The following is a 12,578-nucleotide window of genomic DNA, read 5'->3' on the forward strand; positions in this document are numbered from 1 at the left end:
CTCCGGGTTGGTGAACGATGTCTGCCGCCCCTGACTGGACCGGCCCGAGGTCCCCCCGCTTTGACATGGATCAGCCAAGGGTCACTTGCCGGCGAGCGGATCGCAAAAAGGGCGGGGTGCCTGCGCGCCCCGCCCCAACCTTTGCCGTTCCGTGTCGCGGGATCAACCGGGTCCCGCGCGGGAACCCCGTGCGAAACCCTTAGTCGCGATCAGGCCGCGATTAGACCCATGCTTTCCAGCTTCAGCAGAACCTGCTGGGCGCAGAAATCCACATCCGTGCCTTCGGTCTCAAGCCGCAGCTCGGGGGTCTCGGGCATGTCGTAGGGGTCGGAAATGCCGGTGAATTCCTTGATCTTGCCCTCACGCGCCAGCTTGTAGAGGCCCTTGCGGTCGCGCCGCTCGCACTCTTCCAGACTGGTGGCCACATGCACCTCGACGAAGGCGCCGAACTGTTCGACATCCTCGCGCACGGCGCGGCGGGTGGTGGCGTAGGGGGCGATCGGCGCACAGATCGCGATGCCGCCGTTCTTGGTGATCTCGGACGCTACATAGCCGATGCGTCGGATGTTCAGGTCGCGGTGTTCCTTCGAGAAGCCCAGCTCCGAGCTGAGGTTCTTGCGCACGATATCCCCGTCCAGCAGCGTCACCGGGCGGCCGCCCATCTCCATCAACTTGACCATCAGAGCGTTGGCCACGGTGGATTTGCCCGAGCCCGAGAAGCCGGTAAAGAACACGGTGAAGCCTTGCTGCGAGCGGGGCGGACGGGTGCGCCGCAGCTCGGCCACCACGGCGGGGAACGAGAACCACTCAGGGATCTCAAGCCCTTCCTGCAGGCGGCGGCGAAGCTCGGTGCCCGAGATGTTCAGGACGGTGGCGCCTTCCTCGACCTCGTCGGCAGGCTCGTATTGGGCGCGTTCCTGCACGTAGACCATCTGTTTGAAGTCCACCATCTCGATGCCCATCTCGTCCTGATGCTCACGGAACAGGTCCTGGGCGTCGTAGGGGCCATAGAAATCCTCGCCGGCCGAGTTCTTGCCGGGGCCGGCGTGGTCGCGGCCGACGATGAAATGGGTGCAGCCGTGGTTCTTGCGGATCAGACCGTGCCACACAGCCTCGCGCGGGCCGGCCATGCGCATCGCCAGATTAAGCAGGCTCATCGAGGTGGTGGCGCTTGGGTATTGGTCCAGCACGGCCTCGTAGCACCGCACGCGGGTGAAATGGTCGATGTCGCCGGGCTTGGTCATGCCGACGACCGGGTTGATCAGCAGGTTGGCCTGCGCTTCCTTGGCGGCGCGGAAGGTCAGTTCCTGATGCGCCCGGTGCAGCGGGTTGCGGGTCTGGAAGGCGACGATGCGGCGCCAGCCCAGCTTGCGGAAATAGGCGCGCAGCTCGTTCGGCGTGTCGCGACGGGCGCGGAAGTCATAGTGCACGGGCTGCTGGATGCCGGTGACGGGGCCGCCCAGATAGACCTTGCCGGCGGTGTTGTGCAGGTAGTTGACGGCCGGATGCGCCTGATCGTCGGCGCCGAAAACCTTCTCGGCCTCGCGCGACTTGTCGGGGGTCCAGTTGTCGGTGACGGTCATGGTCGCCAGGATCACGCCTTCCTGGTCGCGCAGGGCGATGTCCTGCCCTTCTTCCAGCTTGGCGGCGAACTCCTCGGAGACGTCCAGAGTGATGGGCATGGGCCAGAGCGAACCGTCGGCGAGGCGCATGTTCTCGACGACGCTGTCGTAATCCTTCTGCCCCAGGAAACCGCGCAGCGGGTTGAAGCCGCCGTTCATCAGCAGTTCCAGATCGCAGATCTGGCGCGGGGTCAGGTCCCAGCTCAGCAGGTCGCCGGCCTCGGCCTTGAGTTTCTGTGCGCTGTCATAGGACACGTACAGCTCGGAAATCGGCGCGAGGTTGCTCATCATCATTATTCTGTCACCCGGATTGTTTTAACAAACGGCAAAAGTGCCGCGACCACTGTCATTCGCGGGGCGTTTAGAACCCAAACATGGCGAAATTCAAGCCTTGCGGCGGGTTTGCGGCGGCACAAGGAGCTTTTTCCCGCCGGGACGGGAAACGCCGCCACAGCGTTCCGCAAGGGGCCCTTTGCGGGCAACGCCCGGCCCGGCGGCAATCGGGCCGCAGGGGCGGGGCGCGGCGGGCGGCGGGGGAATCACCACCCCACCGCCCGCCCGTTCGTTCAGCCTTCGACCGGGGCGCCGTAGCCCAGGGGCTCCGAGACGTCCTTGTCGTCCTGTTCTTCATGTTCGGCCAGGAACCGCTCTGCCTCCAGCGCGGCCATGCAACCCATGCCGGCGCTGGTCACAGCCTGGCGATAGATGTGGTCGGTCAGGTCGCCCGCCGCGAAGACCCCGGGGATCGAGGTCGCGGTGCTGTCGGGCTTGGTCACGACGTAGCCGCCCATGTGGGTTTCCAGCTTGTCCTTCACCAGTTCCGAGGCGGGCGCGTGGCCGATGGCAACGAAAAAGCCCTTGCAAGGCACGTCGGTCGTCTCACCGGTCTGGACATTGCGGGCGCGCACGGCCTCGACCCCCAGGGGGTTTTCGCTGCCCAGGACCTCGGTCACCTCGTGGTTCCACAGCATCTCGACCTTTGGGTTCTTGAAGAGGCGGTTCTGCAGGATCTTCTCGGCGCGCAGCTCGTCGCGGCGGTGGATCAGCGTCACCTTGCTGGCGAAATTGGTCAGGAACAGCGCCTCCTCGACGGCGGTGTTGCCGCCGCCGATCACCACGACTTCCTGGCCGCGGTAGAAGAACCCGTCACAGGTGGCACAGGCCGAGACGCCGAAGCCCTTGAACTTCTCCTCGCTGGGCAGGCCCAGCCATTTTGCCTGGGCGCCCGTCGCCAGGATCAGCGCGTCGCAGGTATAGGTGGTGCCGCTGTCGCCCTTGGCGGTGAAGGGGCGGCTGCCGAGGTCAAGCTCGGTGATGATGTCGCCGATGATCTCGGTGCCGACGGAACGCGCGTGCGCCTCCATCCGGGCCATCAGGTCGGGGCCCTGCACCTCGATGTCGCCGGGCCAGTTTTCAACTTCGGTGGTGATGGTCAGCTGTCCGCCGGGCTGGATGCCCTGGATCAGGACCGGCTCCAGCATGGCGCGGCTGGCGTAGACGGCGGCGGTGTAACCCGCGGGGCCGGAGCCGATGATGAGAACTTTGCTGTGACGGGATTCGGACATGACACGCTTCCTGCAGACTGACGAATATGTTTTTCCGGGTATATGTCGCGCGACCCGCAGGCGAAAGCCCTGCGCGCCGCCGGGTGGCCGAGTGCCGCGCCGGCCGCGGGGCGCCTTCGGGGTAGGAGGCGACGTAAAAATGTTGCGCATGATTGAAACATTATTGCGCCCCGGTTCGGTGAATTGTAAGTTGCGCAAAGCAATCTCACGGAGGGGCCGATGCCCGGAGCGAAACTGGATCCGATCGACCGGATGATCCTGGCGGAACTGCAGGCCGACGGCCGCATGACCAACGTCGAGCTGGCCAAGCGGGTCGGCATCTCGGCGCCGCCCTGCCTGCGGCGGGTCCGCACCCTCGAGGAGAGTGGCCTGATTCGCGGCTACCATGCGGATGTCGATCCCCGTTCGCTAGGCTTCGAGGTTCAGGTCTTTGCCATGGTCGGTCTGCACAGCCAGGCCGAGGTCGACCTCAGCGCGTTCGAGGCCCGCTGCCGCGACTGGCCGCTGGTGCGCGAGTGTCACATGCTCAACGGCGAGATCGACTTCATCCTGAAATGCGTCGCACCCGACCTCAGCACATTCCAGTCCTTCCTGACCGAGCAGCTGACGGCGGCCGAGAACGTGGCCAGCGTCAAGACATCGCTGGTGATCCGCTGTGCCAAGGACGAGCCGGGCGTGCCCTTCGACGTTCTGGAAAAGCGCCTGACCGCCGAAGCCTGACGGCCAGGGGCTGACCTTCCCCCGATCCGGCCGGCCTATCCGGCCGACGCCCGCTGCCAGAGCGTCAGCGCGATCTCGTCCAGGTCCTTGGCCTCGCGGCGGGCGGCCTCCTGCCGCGCCTCCTGGCGCAGGCGGTCGGCGACGCTGGCATAGGTCCGCGCCTCGCGGTAGCGCTCCCTGACGAAATCGTCCAGCGTCCGGCTTTCGGCGGCAAGCTTCTCAAGCTGCCCGTCGAGCCCGGCAATCTGCTCGCGCATGGCGCGGGCGAATCCGGCGATGTAGGGGGCGACCTCCAGATCGCGCGAACGGGTTTCCTCACGCAGGCGGCGATCCAGTTCCTCGCGCTGGGCGCGGGTTTCGGCGATCTTGCCGTTGATGCGCGCCAGCTCCCTCAGCTCATCTTCCATCTCGTGGCGCTTTACCCGCTCCAGCAGGTCCAGCGCGCGGATGCGGCGGGCGGCGGTCTGGCGGGTGCTCATTGGCGCTTGGGCGAGGCGAGCGCCTCGGGCACGTCGCCGGGCACGACGCCGATGCCGGGCGCCTCGCTGCTCTCGTCCTCTTCGGCGGGCTTGGCCGGGGCTTCCAGCTCCTCCAGCCGTTCGCGCATGCGCTTCAGGATGACGGGATCCAGTTGCAGCCGCACGCGGGGCGGGGAGACGGAGATGCGTTCGCTGCCCTGGGCGGGCCCATCGGCGCTTTCGTCCCCGCTTTCCGGGGCGCCCGGGTCCGTCTTGGCCGGGGCGTCACCGCCGCCGGCGGCCAGGGCCTTGTCGGCGGGGCCGGCAAGCAGCAGGGCCGACAGCAGGGCAAGGGCAAGTCCGGCGGGCCAGCCGCGCCACGTCCCCGCGGTGCCGCCTGCCGCCGCGCCGGTCATACGGTCGCAAGCTCGCGCTGGGCGGCCTCGACCGTGTAGAAATCGGGCTGTTTCGGGGTGGGAATGTTGCCGCGCCCGATCTCGATGCAGATGCTTGGCGGGTGGGCGGCGACCATCGCCACGAAGACATCGCGGATGACCTGATAGAAGGTCCCGTCCTCGTTCTCGATCTGGGCCAGCCGGCCCGAGATGGGCTGCACCATGCAATAGGCCAGGAAGACGCCCAGGAAGGTGCCGACCAGCGCGCCGCCGATCATCGCGCCCAGGACCGCGGGCGGCTGGTCGATCGACGACATGGTCTTGATGACACCCAGAACGGCCGCGACGATGCCGATCGCGGGCAGGCCGTCGGCCATCGTCTGGATCGCCTGCGCGGCCGAAAGCGCCTCGCCATGATGCTTCTTGATCTTGCGGTTGATGACATCCTCGGTCGCATATTTGTCGTCGAACTGCATCGAGAGCATGCGGAAGCTGTCGGTGATCAGCTCGGTCGCGAAGTGATCGCCCAGAATGCGCGGATAGCGTGCGAAGATCTCGCTTTCCTTGGGGCTTTCGATATGGGGGTCGAGGGCCAGGATCCCCTTGGTCTTGTAAAGGCGCGTCAACTCGAACAGCAGGTTCAGCAGGTCGGTGTAATCCGAGGCCTTCCACTTGGGGCCCTTCAGCACCTTGCCGATGCCCCGCAGCGACGCCTTGATGACCGAGAACGAGTTGGCGATGACGAAAGAGCCAAGAGCCGCGCCGCCGATCATCATCCCCTCGAAGGGCAAGGCGTGGAGGACAATCTCCATCTTGCCGCCCGATAGCATGAAGCCGCCGAACACGAGGCTGAACACCATTACCAATCCAAGGATCATCGTCATCGCTGTGTCACCTGATCTGAGCGCACCGAAACATTTACCGCGCTATCCATCCCATAGTTGGGTGTAATAAGTATAATTGACATATCCGCAAGATTAGACAAGAATAGTTTGCAAGTAAATAACCCATCTTACCCGACGTTTTGCGAACAGGCGGACACCATGACCATCGGCGACGCGCTGGCCTATTTTCCCGACGAACGCGATCTGGCCCACCTGCTGCCGGGCTGGCCCGACGGCATGGCGGCGGTGCTGTGCCTGGATGACGCCGGGCGCTGCGAGGTGCTGGTCTGTCACCGCGACGAGGGGGAATCGGTCCTGCGCCGTGCTGCCGGCGCGCTGGGCAAGGCCCGTGGCGGTTTCGCTGTCTTCCCCGAGCAGGACGGCTACCCGACCCGCAGGATCCTCTTTTCCGAGGAGCAGCAGCTTCTGGGCCTGATCCTCGAGGCCGAGGATCTTGTCGAGCGGGCGGCGGATTATGCCATCAACTATGCTTTCGCCCGTGATGAAGGGTTGGACCCAGAGGACGTGATCTCCCCCCGGCGCGGGCGCGCGCGCAAGCTTGCGCCGCCCGTTCAGGCGCCCGCAGCCACCGATCGGCAGGGGGGCACGGAAACCACTGCGCCAAGCGGTCTTTTCCGTTCCAGCCGCGAGGGTGCGGGTGGCGAGGCCCCCCGCAAGGCCGAGCCTGCGGAAGCGCGGCGCGACGACGATGCGCCAGCCCCCTCCGAGCTGACCGACGAGGTTCTGACCGCGCGCCTGGCGGCGGCCTTCATGGCCGAACCCGCGCCAGCCATGTCCATGCCGGGCCAGCTTGCCCCCGCCAGCCAGCCGATCCCGGCGGTGGCGACCGATCCCGCGTTGCCCGCCGGCTATTCGCCGCTGGGCCCGGCGCGGCGGGGCGATTGCCAGGTGTTGGACGCGCGGATGGAACCTCGTGGCCAGGATCTGCGCCTGATACTGCGGCCCGACGAGGCGGGGGTCACCACCCAGGCCCGCCCGGCACAGGTCATGGGGTTTCGCGATGATTTCGCCCGTTTCGTGTTGCCGCGCCATTGCCTTGGCAGCTGGACACCCGACGCGCCGGCCATCCTGACACTGGCGGCCGCGCAGTTCCCCGAGGCGCTGGCGCAACGCTTCGCCGAGGCACCCTGTGCTGCGACCGCCACGGTCACGCCGCAGGGCATCTTCATCTGTCCGCTGGAGGCACCCGCACGGGGACGCCGGCGTGGGGCCGGGGCTCGCGCTGGCGCGGGCGGCGTTCGCGGACGGCTTTCGCTGGCGCTTGCGGCGGGGGTCGCAGGGGTGCTGGTCGGGCTGGGCCTGGGCGATCTGCCGGGCGCGGGCGAGGGGGAAACCCATTGGTCGCGCATGCTGCCCGAGGGCATCGCCGCGATCATCACCCCGGCCAACGCCGCCATCGGGTCCGAGAAGCGCGCCGCCAGCGCGATTTCGGGGGACACTGCCGAACCGCAGGCTGCCAAGGCCGTGCCGAGTGATGTCACGCCGAATGCGGCCCGCCCGGGGGAGGTCCAGCCTACAGGGGCGCCCCGGTTTGCCGATGCCTTGGGTCAGGCTCCGAACACAAACGCAACCACGGACACGACCCCGACCCCGATCGCGGAGGCTTCGCCCCTCGACGAGATGCTGTCGCTGGCGCGCGGTGATGTGACCGCTCGTGACACCACGGGGACGGCCCGTTGATCTGTGCCATCATCACCCCGATCGGCCCCGGTCACCAAAAGCTCTTTGACGAAAGCTGTGCCCCCTCGGTCCGCCAGGCCGAGGATTTCGATCCGGGCCCCTTCGACAAGATCCTGCATTACGCGATGGACGACACCGCCGGTGCGCACGGCCGGTCGGCGCGGCGCAACACCGCCCTGGCCCAGGCCCGGGACGAGGGTGTCGACTGGATCTTCTTCCTCGACGCCGACGATATCCTCGCGCCCAATGCCTTTCAGGCCTTCGGTCGGGTCCTTGCCGACAACCCCGACCTGGACGTCGCCTGGGGTCTGATCTGCGAGATGGATGCCACCGGCGATCCGCAGCTTCGCGAGGGTCAGCCCGAGACCATCGCCGACCAGGCCGCTTTCCTGCGGACCGAACCCCACCTGGCCGTGCAGATCGGCGGCTTCTACCGCACCGCCTGCGTGGCGCCGCTGGGCTTCGATCCCCAGATGGACACGGGCGAGGATTACAAGCTCTACCTTCAGCTATGGGACGGCTGCCGCTGCGCCAAGCTGCCCGAGATCTTCTTTCTCAACCGCCGGGGCGAGCACAGCGTCGGGCCCCGTTCGGCGACCGGCGCCGACTGGCAGGCCTCGGTCTCGCAGCAGCGGCGGGATGCGTTGGCCCGGACACTGGTGCTGAGTGAGCCCTCCCACGACGGGGTCGCCGCGCGGATGCGTGTCACCAACCCCCACGACCTGATCCAGGCCACCCACCTCGCGGGGCGCTATTTCGATTCCGAGGGGCTGCAAAAGCTGCGCCGGCTATGCGATGCGCCCGCCCCCCATGTGATCGAGGTCGGCGCCAACATCGGCAACCACGTCGTCTGGTATGCCCGTCATCTCAACGCCGCGCGCATCTACCCGGTGGAGCCGAACCCGGTTGCCCTGCAACTACTGAACGAGAATCTGGAGTTGAACGACCTGGCGCCGCTGGTCGATGGCCGGGGCCTCGGGCTGGGCGCCGGGCGGCAGGCCGGGCGCTTTGCCGTCGAGACCCCCGACGCCGACAACCTCGGCGCCACCCGCCTGGTGCCGGACGCCGCAGGCGGGATCGAGGTCTGCGACTTGGACACCCTGTTCGCCGATGTGCCCGCCGACATCATCAAGATCGACGTCGAGGGGATGGAGGTCGACGTGCTGGCGGGCGCCAATGCGCTGATCGCCCGCACCCGCCCCGTCATCTGGATCGAGGTCATGCGCGACAACATGCTGGCGGTCGCGCAGGACTGGTGCCGCCAGGCCGGCTACCGCATCACCGACAGCATCGCCTACACTCATACGGTGGACTATTTCGCCGTGCCGAAGGATTGACATGAACGAGCTGAGCCTTTCCCGCAAAGCACGCCGCGCCCGCGCCTCCGGGGCCGAGCGGCGCTTTGACCTGAAGGGGGCGGCGGCGCGCGCGGTCCAAGAGGCCTATGACGCGATGGGGCGCGGGGACGGGGCCGAGGCCGCCCGCCTGGCGCTGCCGATTTCCCAGAGCCACCCGAAAAGCCTGCACCCATGGCTGATCCTCGGGGCGGTGGCGCTGGACCGGCGCGATGCCGCAACGGCCCGCGCCTTCTATGAGCAGGCCCGCGCACTTGCCCCCAGGGACCCGGCCGTGTTGGGCGGGTTGGGCAAGGCGCTGGTGCTGGCGGCCGAGGTCGGCCCCGCGCTTCAGAAGTTCGAGGAGGCCCTCGCGGCGGGCAGTCGCGACGCGCCGATGATCAACCTCTACCTGACGCTCTGCCGCAAGATGGGCTGGACCCTGCGGGCCGTCGACGCCGCGGGTGCTGCCGTCGCGGCGCTTGAGGATGCCGATCTCAGCTACCAGGTTGCCACGCTTCTCAGCGAAGGGGACGAGCCCGGCCGCGCCGCCGACTGGTTCCTGCGCGCCCATCGGTTCGACCCGGCGCCCGTGCATCACCGCATCGGTCGTCTCCGCGCGCTTCTTTTCAAGGGCCGCTTCGCCGAGGCCCTGGCCGGGTGCGATGCCTTCGACCGTGCGCGCGAGGAAGAGGCCCGCCAATCGGGCGAGGACGTTCCCCGCGATGCCGACAGCGACAACATCGCACTGCTGCGTATGACGGCCTTGCGCATGCTGGGCCGGCTGGACGAGGCGCTGGAGCTGATTGAGGCGACGCGTTTCAGCGAGATCGGCGCCTTTGCCGCGGCCTGCGGCGTCGCCGGCAACATCCTTCAGGACCAGGGCAAGATGGAGCAGGCCGAGCACGCGCTGCTGGAAGGGACCCACGCCGCGCCCGGCGAGGGCCGGGTCGCCCGCTCCCTCGGGGTTTTCCGTTTCCGTCAGGGCCGCTTTGCCGAGGGCGAGCCGTTCTACCGCAGCCGCATCAGCCCGGCGGTCCGTGCCCGCGTGCCCTACGAGAACTCGGCCCCCGAGAACCTGGCGGCCCAGGATCACCTGTTCTTCCTGGGCGAGCAGGGGATCGGTGACCAGCTGGCCCTGTTGACCTTGGTGCGGGCGGCACCAATCGACCTGTCCCGGACGCGGCTGACCCTGCTGGGCGACGACCGCATGATCGAGGCGCTGAAAGGCTCTCCGCTGGGGATCGATGGGCGCTCCTTCCGGGATCTCGCCGGCAACGAGGATGAGGTGCCGGTTGCAAAGGTGCTGCACCTGGGCGACCTGGTCAGGTATCGCCAGGGCGTCGATCCCGCCCTTCTACACCATCCGGTTCTGCGCCCCGATCCCGTCCGCGTCGCGGCGATCGCCGCGCGCTACGCCAAGAAGGCGGCCGGGCGGCCGGTGCTGGGCATGGCCTGGCGCAGTTCGGGCAACCTGACGGGTCAGCTCCGCTCGATCCCGCTGGCCGAGATGGTGCGCCTGGCCCCCACCGACGCGCTGGTGATCGACCTGCAATACAACTCGACCCCCGAAGAGATTGCGGCCGCCCGCACTGCCCGCCCGGATGTCGAGGTCTTCACCGATCCCAAGATCGACCAGATGGCGGACCTTGCCGGGTTCTTCGCCCAGCTTGCGGCGCTTGAAACGGTGATCAGCATCGACAACACCACCGTCCACGCCTGCGGCGCGATGGGGCATCCAAACTGTCACGTGATGATCCCCTGCGGCACCGAAAGCATGTGGTATTGGGGCGACGAGGGTGCCAGCAGCGCGACCGGGCGGGACGCCTGGTACGGCAGCCTTCTTATCCACCGGCAGGAGCGTCTTTACGACTGGGACGGGCTGCTGGATCAGGTCGCGAAACGACTGGCCGTCTGATCAAATCGAACCGCGTCAGGACGGTTCCCTTGCAGGCGCATAGTCGCCTGCCTATCCTTTTGCATCATAGAAAGCTTGACTGATAGGGCGGCTATGCCATCGTATTACAAGCACTACCAAAAATAGTTTTCACTAATTTGATTTTATAAATGGTCAAGCAAGGAATTTTTCATATATGATGGGATCATATGGAGATTGCTCTTGTTTAGAGCAAGGCGCTTGAGCGCAGAACTCCTTGCCTGAAAGATAGGTGCAACATGACTGATACTGACCAGGCGGGCGAAATCATGGCCCGCATCGTTTCCGCATATGCGGCCCGGCCCGATGTTGGTCCGGACGAGATCGTGGCCCTCGTGGCGCGGTTGAAACAGGAACTTGGCACCGGCACCGCCGGGCTTGCCGCCCCGATCGGGCAGGCGCCGCTTGCGGGACCGCCGATCGCAACCGCCGAACCCGCCCTGCCGATCGACCAGGCCGTCACCGAAGAGAAGGTGTTCTGCCTGTGCTGCGGCAAGGGGTTCAAGATGCTCAAGCGGCACCTGGGTGCCGAGCATGGCCTGACCGAGGCCGAGTATCGCCGGCTTTACGGTCTGCCCGAGGACATGCCGCTGGTGGCCCCCAGCTACAGCGCCCGCAAGGCCGACTATGCCAAGCAGGCGGGACTGGGCAAGTACAGCCGCGATCAGGCCGGACATCCGACCGACCCGCGCGCCGTGCAGAACGAAAGCATCTCCTGAGCTTTCCCCAACCTGGCCCGGTCCGGACCATTCGCGCTGCCTGACCCGCCTTGCGGGATGCGCGCGGAATCCGGCCAAAGCGGAGATCGGCAATGCCACCGAGCGGACAGAACGAGATCATCATCAAGAAGGTGGTCGACGACGACGGCCACCACGATTCCCATGCCGGCAGTGGCTGGAAGGTGGCTTACGCCGACTTCATGACGGCGATGATGGCCTTCTTCCTGCTGCTGTGGATCCTGTCGGTCGCCGACGAGGAGAAGCTGCGCGGGCTTGCCGATTACTTCAGCCCCAGCCTTAGCAACACGGGCGGGCGCAGCAGCGGCCTGCTTTACGGCAAGGCCGTCGATGGCGAGGGCGACAAGAACGGCGCCACCGAGGATAGCAAGACCCCGCCCGCGCCGACCTTCGGGCGCACCAATCCGCTGGCGGTGTTCGACAGCCGCATGCGTGACGATATCGAGAAGGCCGCCGAGGCGTTCGAGGCGCAGCCCGCCCGCCGCGCCGGCCTGAGCCCGGACAACCAGGCGCCGGACGACACGCGCGACAACACGGCCGAGAGCGAGGCCGATGCCGAATTGCGGCGCGCCGCCGCCGAGAAGGCCGCCGCCATGGCCGCCGAGGAGCGCGACGCCGCCTTCGAGGCGCTGAAACAGCGGGTCGGCGCCGCCATCGCCCAACGGCCCGAGCTTGCGCCCTTTACCAACAACGTGATGCTGGACCAGACCCCTGAAGGACTGCGGGTGCAGATCGTCGATCAGGAGGGGCGTCCGATGTTCCCCTCGGGCAGCGCCCGGATCGAGCATGCGACCCGTGACCTGATCCGCATTGTCGGCGACGCAATCTCCGGCCTGCCGAACCCTATCGTGATCTCGGGCCATGCCGACGCCGTGCCCTTCAGCGGGCAGGGGGGCTATGGCAACTGGGAGCTGTCGGCCGACCGCGCCAATGCCACCCGCAGGGTATTGCTCGAGTCCGGGGTGACGGCGGATCGCATCACGCGAATCTCGGGCCTGGCGGACACCGAGCCGCTGGATCCCGAGCATCCGACGGCCCCTGTGAACCGTCGAATCAGCATTCTTCTGAAGAATATCCCCGAGTAACAGTGGCTTAGCCTGTTTCTGGCCCCGAATCCACGCGACTCGGGGCCCTTTTTGCCCCGTTTGGCAGGGGAGGGAGCGGGTCCGGCTGCGCCGCGAATCTGGGCATTTCGGCCTTGAAAAGGCCCCTGCGCAATTCGCATT

The 12,578-nt window shown here is 67.0% G+C and carries 11 protein-coding genes; 6 read left to right on the plus strand and 5 right to left on the minus strand.

Annotated features, from left to right (window positions below):
- Positions 1 to 209: 209 nt before the first annotated feature.
- Together CLV77_RS03395 and trxB are read right to left on the minus strand one after the other, a co-directional pair.
- The gene (locus CLV77_RS03395) at positions 210 to 1,916 is read right to left on the minus strand and encodes a bifunctional sulfate adenylyltransferase/adenylylsulfate kinase (protein WP_076979252.1); all 1,707 of its coding nucleotides are present in this window, start codon (positions 1,914 to 1,916) and stop codon (positions 210 to 212) included.
- Between the two features lie 272 nt (positions 1,917 to 2,188).
- Positions 2,189 to 3,187: a thioredoxin-disulfide reductase gene (trxB, locus tag CLV77_RS03400; protein WP_076979251.1), complete on the minus strand. Its 999-nt coding sequence runs from the start codon at positions 3,185 to 3,187 to the stop codon at positions 2,189 to 2,191.
- Between the two features lie 219 nt (positions 3,188 to 3,406).
- Here trxB and CLV77_RS03405 point away from each other — a divergent pair, with 219 nt between their 5' ends.
- Positions 3,407 to 3,907, plus strand: coding sequence for an Lrp/AsnC family transcriptional regulator (locus CLV77_RS03405; RefSeq protein WP_076979250.1), 501 nt, complete (start codon positions 3,407 to 3,409; stop codon positions 3,905 to 3,907).
- Positions 3,908 to 3,942: 35 nt separating this feature from the next.
- Here the strand turns inward: CLV77_RS03405 and CLV77_RS03410 are convergent, their stop codons facing one another.
- Genes CLV77_RS03410 through motA form a run of 3 tightly spaced genes read right to left on the minus strand, consistent with a single transcriptional unit; the run spans position 3,943 to position 5,644 of the window.
- Positions 3,943 to 4,386, minus strand: coding sequence for a flagellar FliJ family protein (locus CLV77_RS03410; RefSeq protein ID WP_076979249.1), 444 nt, complete (start codon positions 4,384 to 4,386; stop codon positions 3,943 to 3,945).
- The gene (locus CLV77_RS03415; protein WP_076979248.1) at positions 4,383 to 4,781 is read right to left on the minus strand and encodes a hypothetical protein; all 399 of its coding nucleotides are present in this window, start codon (positions 4,779 to 4,781) and stop codon (positions 4,383 to 4,385) included. The genes CLV77_RS03410 and CLV77_RS03415 overlap by 4 nt, the downstream gene beginning before the upstream one ends.
- Positions 4,778 to 5,644 carry a flagellar motor stator protein MotA gene (motA, locus tag CLV77_RS03420; RefSeq protein ID WP_076979247.1) on the minus strand — a complete coding sequence of 289 codons (867 nt, stop codon included), beginning with the start codon at positions 5,642 to 5,644 and terminating at the stop codon, positions 4,778 to 4,780. Before motA ends, CLV77_RS03415 begins: the two co-directional genes overlap by 4 nt.
- A gap of 159 nt (positions 5,645 to 5,803) precedes the next feature.
- On the opposite strand from motA, the gene CLV77_RS03425 reads away from it, so the two are divergent.
- The 5 genes from CLV77_RS03425 to CLV77_RS03445 all read left to right on the plus strand — a co-directional run bounded on the left by CLV77_RS03425 (position 5,804) and on the right by CLV77_RS03445 (position 12,437).
- The gene (locus CLV77_RS03425; RefSeq protein ID WP_076979246.1) at positions 5,804 to 7,345 is read left to right on the plus strand and encodes a hypothetical protein; all 1,542 of its coding nucleotides are present in this window, start codon (positions 5,804 to 5,806) and stop codon (positions 7,343 to 7,345) included.
- A complete protein-coding gene (locus CLV77_RS03430; RefSeq protein WP_076979245.1) occupies positions 7,342 to 8,682 on the plus strand; it encodes an FkbM family methyltransferase in 1,341 nt (446 codons plus the stop codon). The genes CLV77_RS03425 and CLV77_RS03430 overlap by 4 nt, the downstream gene beginning before the upstream one ends.
- Before the next feature lies 1 nt (position 8,683).
- Positions 8,684 to 10,597 carry a tetratricopeptide repeat protein gene (locus CLV77_RS03435; protein ID WP_076979244.1) on the plus strand — a complete coding sequence of 638 codons (1,914 nt, stop codon included), beginning with the start codon at positions 8,684 to 8,686 and terminating at the stop codon, positions 10,595 to 10,597.
- Between the two features lie 257 nt (positions 10,598 to 10,854).
- Entirely contained in the window at positions 10,855 to 11,334 is a 480-nt protein-coding gene (locus CLV77_RS03440) for a Ros/MucR family transcriptional regulator (RefSeq protein ID WP_076979243.1), read from the plus strand.
- Between the two features lie 92 nt (positions 11,335 to 11,426).
- Complete coding sequence (locus CLV77_RS03445) at positions 11,427 to 12,437, plus strand: flagellar motor protein MotB (protein ID WP_076979242.1); 1,011 nt, start codon at positions 11,427 to 11,429, stop codon at positions 12,435 to 12,437.
- Positions 12,438 to 12,578 lie beyond the last annotated feature (141 nt).

The organism is Brevirhabdus pacifica, from assembly GCF_002797755.1.
Lineage (GTDB): Bacteria > Pseudomonadota > Alphaproteobacteria > Rhodobacterales > Rhodobacteraceae > Brevirhabdus > Brevirhabdus pacifica.

Coding starts and splice junctions, on each gene's coding strand:
- CLV77_RS03395 (WP_076979252.1), bottom strand. CDS start 1,916: ATGATGATGAGCAACCTCGCGCCGATTTCCGAGCTGTACGTGTCCTAT.
- trxB (WP_076979251.1), bottom strand. CDS start 3,187: ATGTCCGAATCCCGTCACAGCAAAGTTCTCATCATCGGCTCCGGCCCC.
- CLV77_RS03405 (WP_076979250.1), top strand. CDS start 3,407: ATGCCCGGAGCGAAACTGGATCCGATCGACCGGATGATCCTGGCGGAA.
- CLV77_RS03410 (WP_076979249.1), bottom strand. CDS start 4,386: ATGAGCACCCGCCAGACCGCCGCCCGCCGCATCCGCGCGCTGGACCTG.
- CLV77_RS03415 (WP_076979248.1), bottom strand. CDS start 4,781: ATGACCGGCGCGGCGGCAGGCGGCACCGCGGGGACGTGGCGCGGCTGG.
- motA (WP_076979247.1), bottom strand. CDS start 5,644: ATGACGATGATCCTTGGATTGGTAATGGTGTTCAGCCTCGTGTTCGGC.
- CLV77_RS03425 (WP_076979246.1), top strand. CDS start 5,804: ATGACCATCGGCGACGCGCTGGCCTATTTTCCCGACGAACGCGATCTG.
- CLV77_RS03435 (WP_076979244.1), top strand. CDS start 8,684: ATGAACGAGCTGAGCCTTTCCCGCAAAGCACGCCGCGCCCGCGCCTCC.
- CLV77_RS03440 (WP_076979243.1), top strand. CDS start 10,855: ATGACTGATACTGACCAGGCGGGCGAAATCATGGCCCGCATCGTTTCC.
- CLV77_RS03445 (WP_076979242.1), top strand. CDS start 11,427: ATGCCACCGAGCGGACAGAACGAGATCATCATCAAGAAGGTGGTCGAC.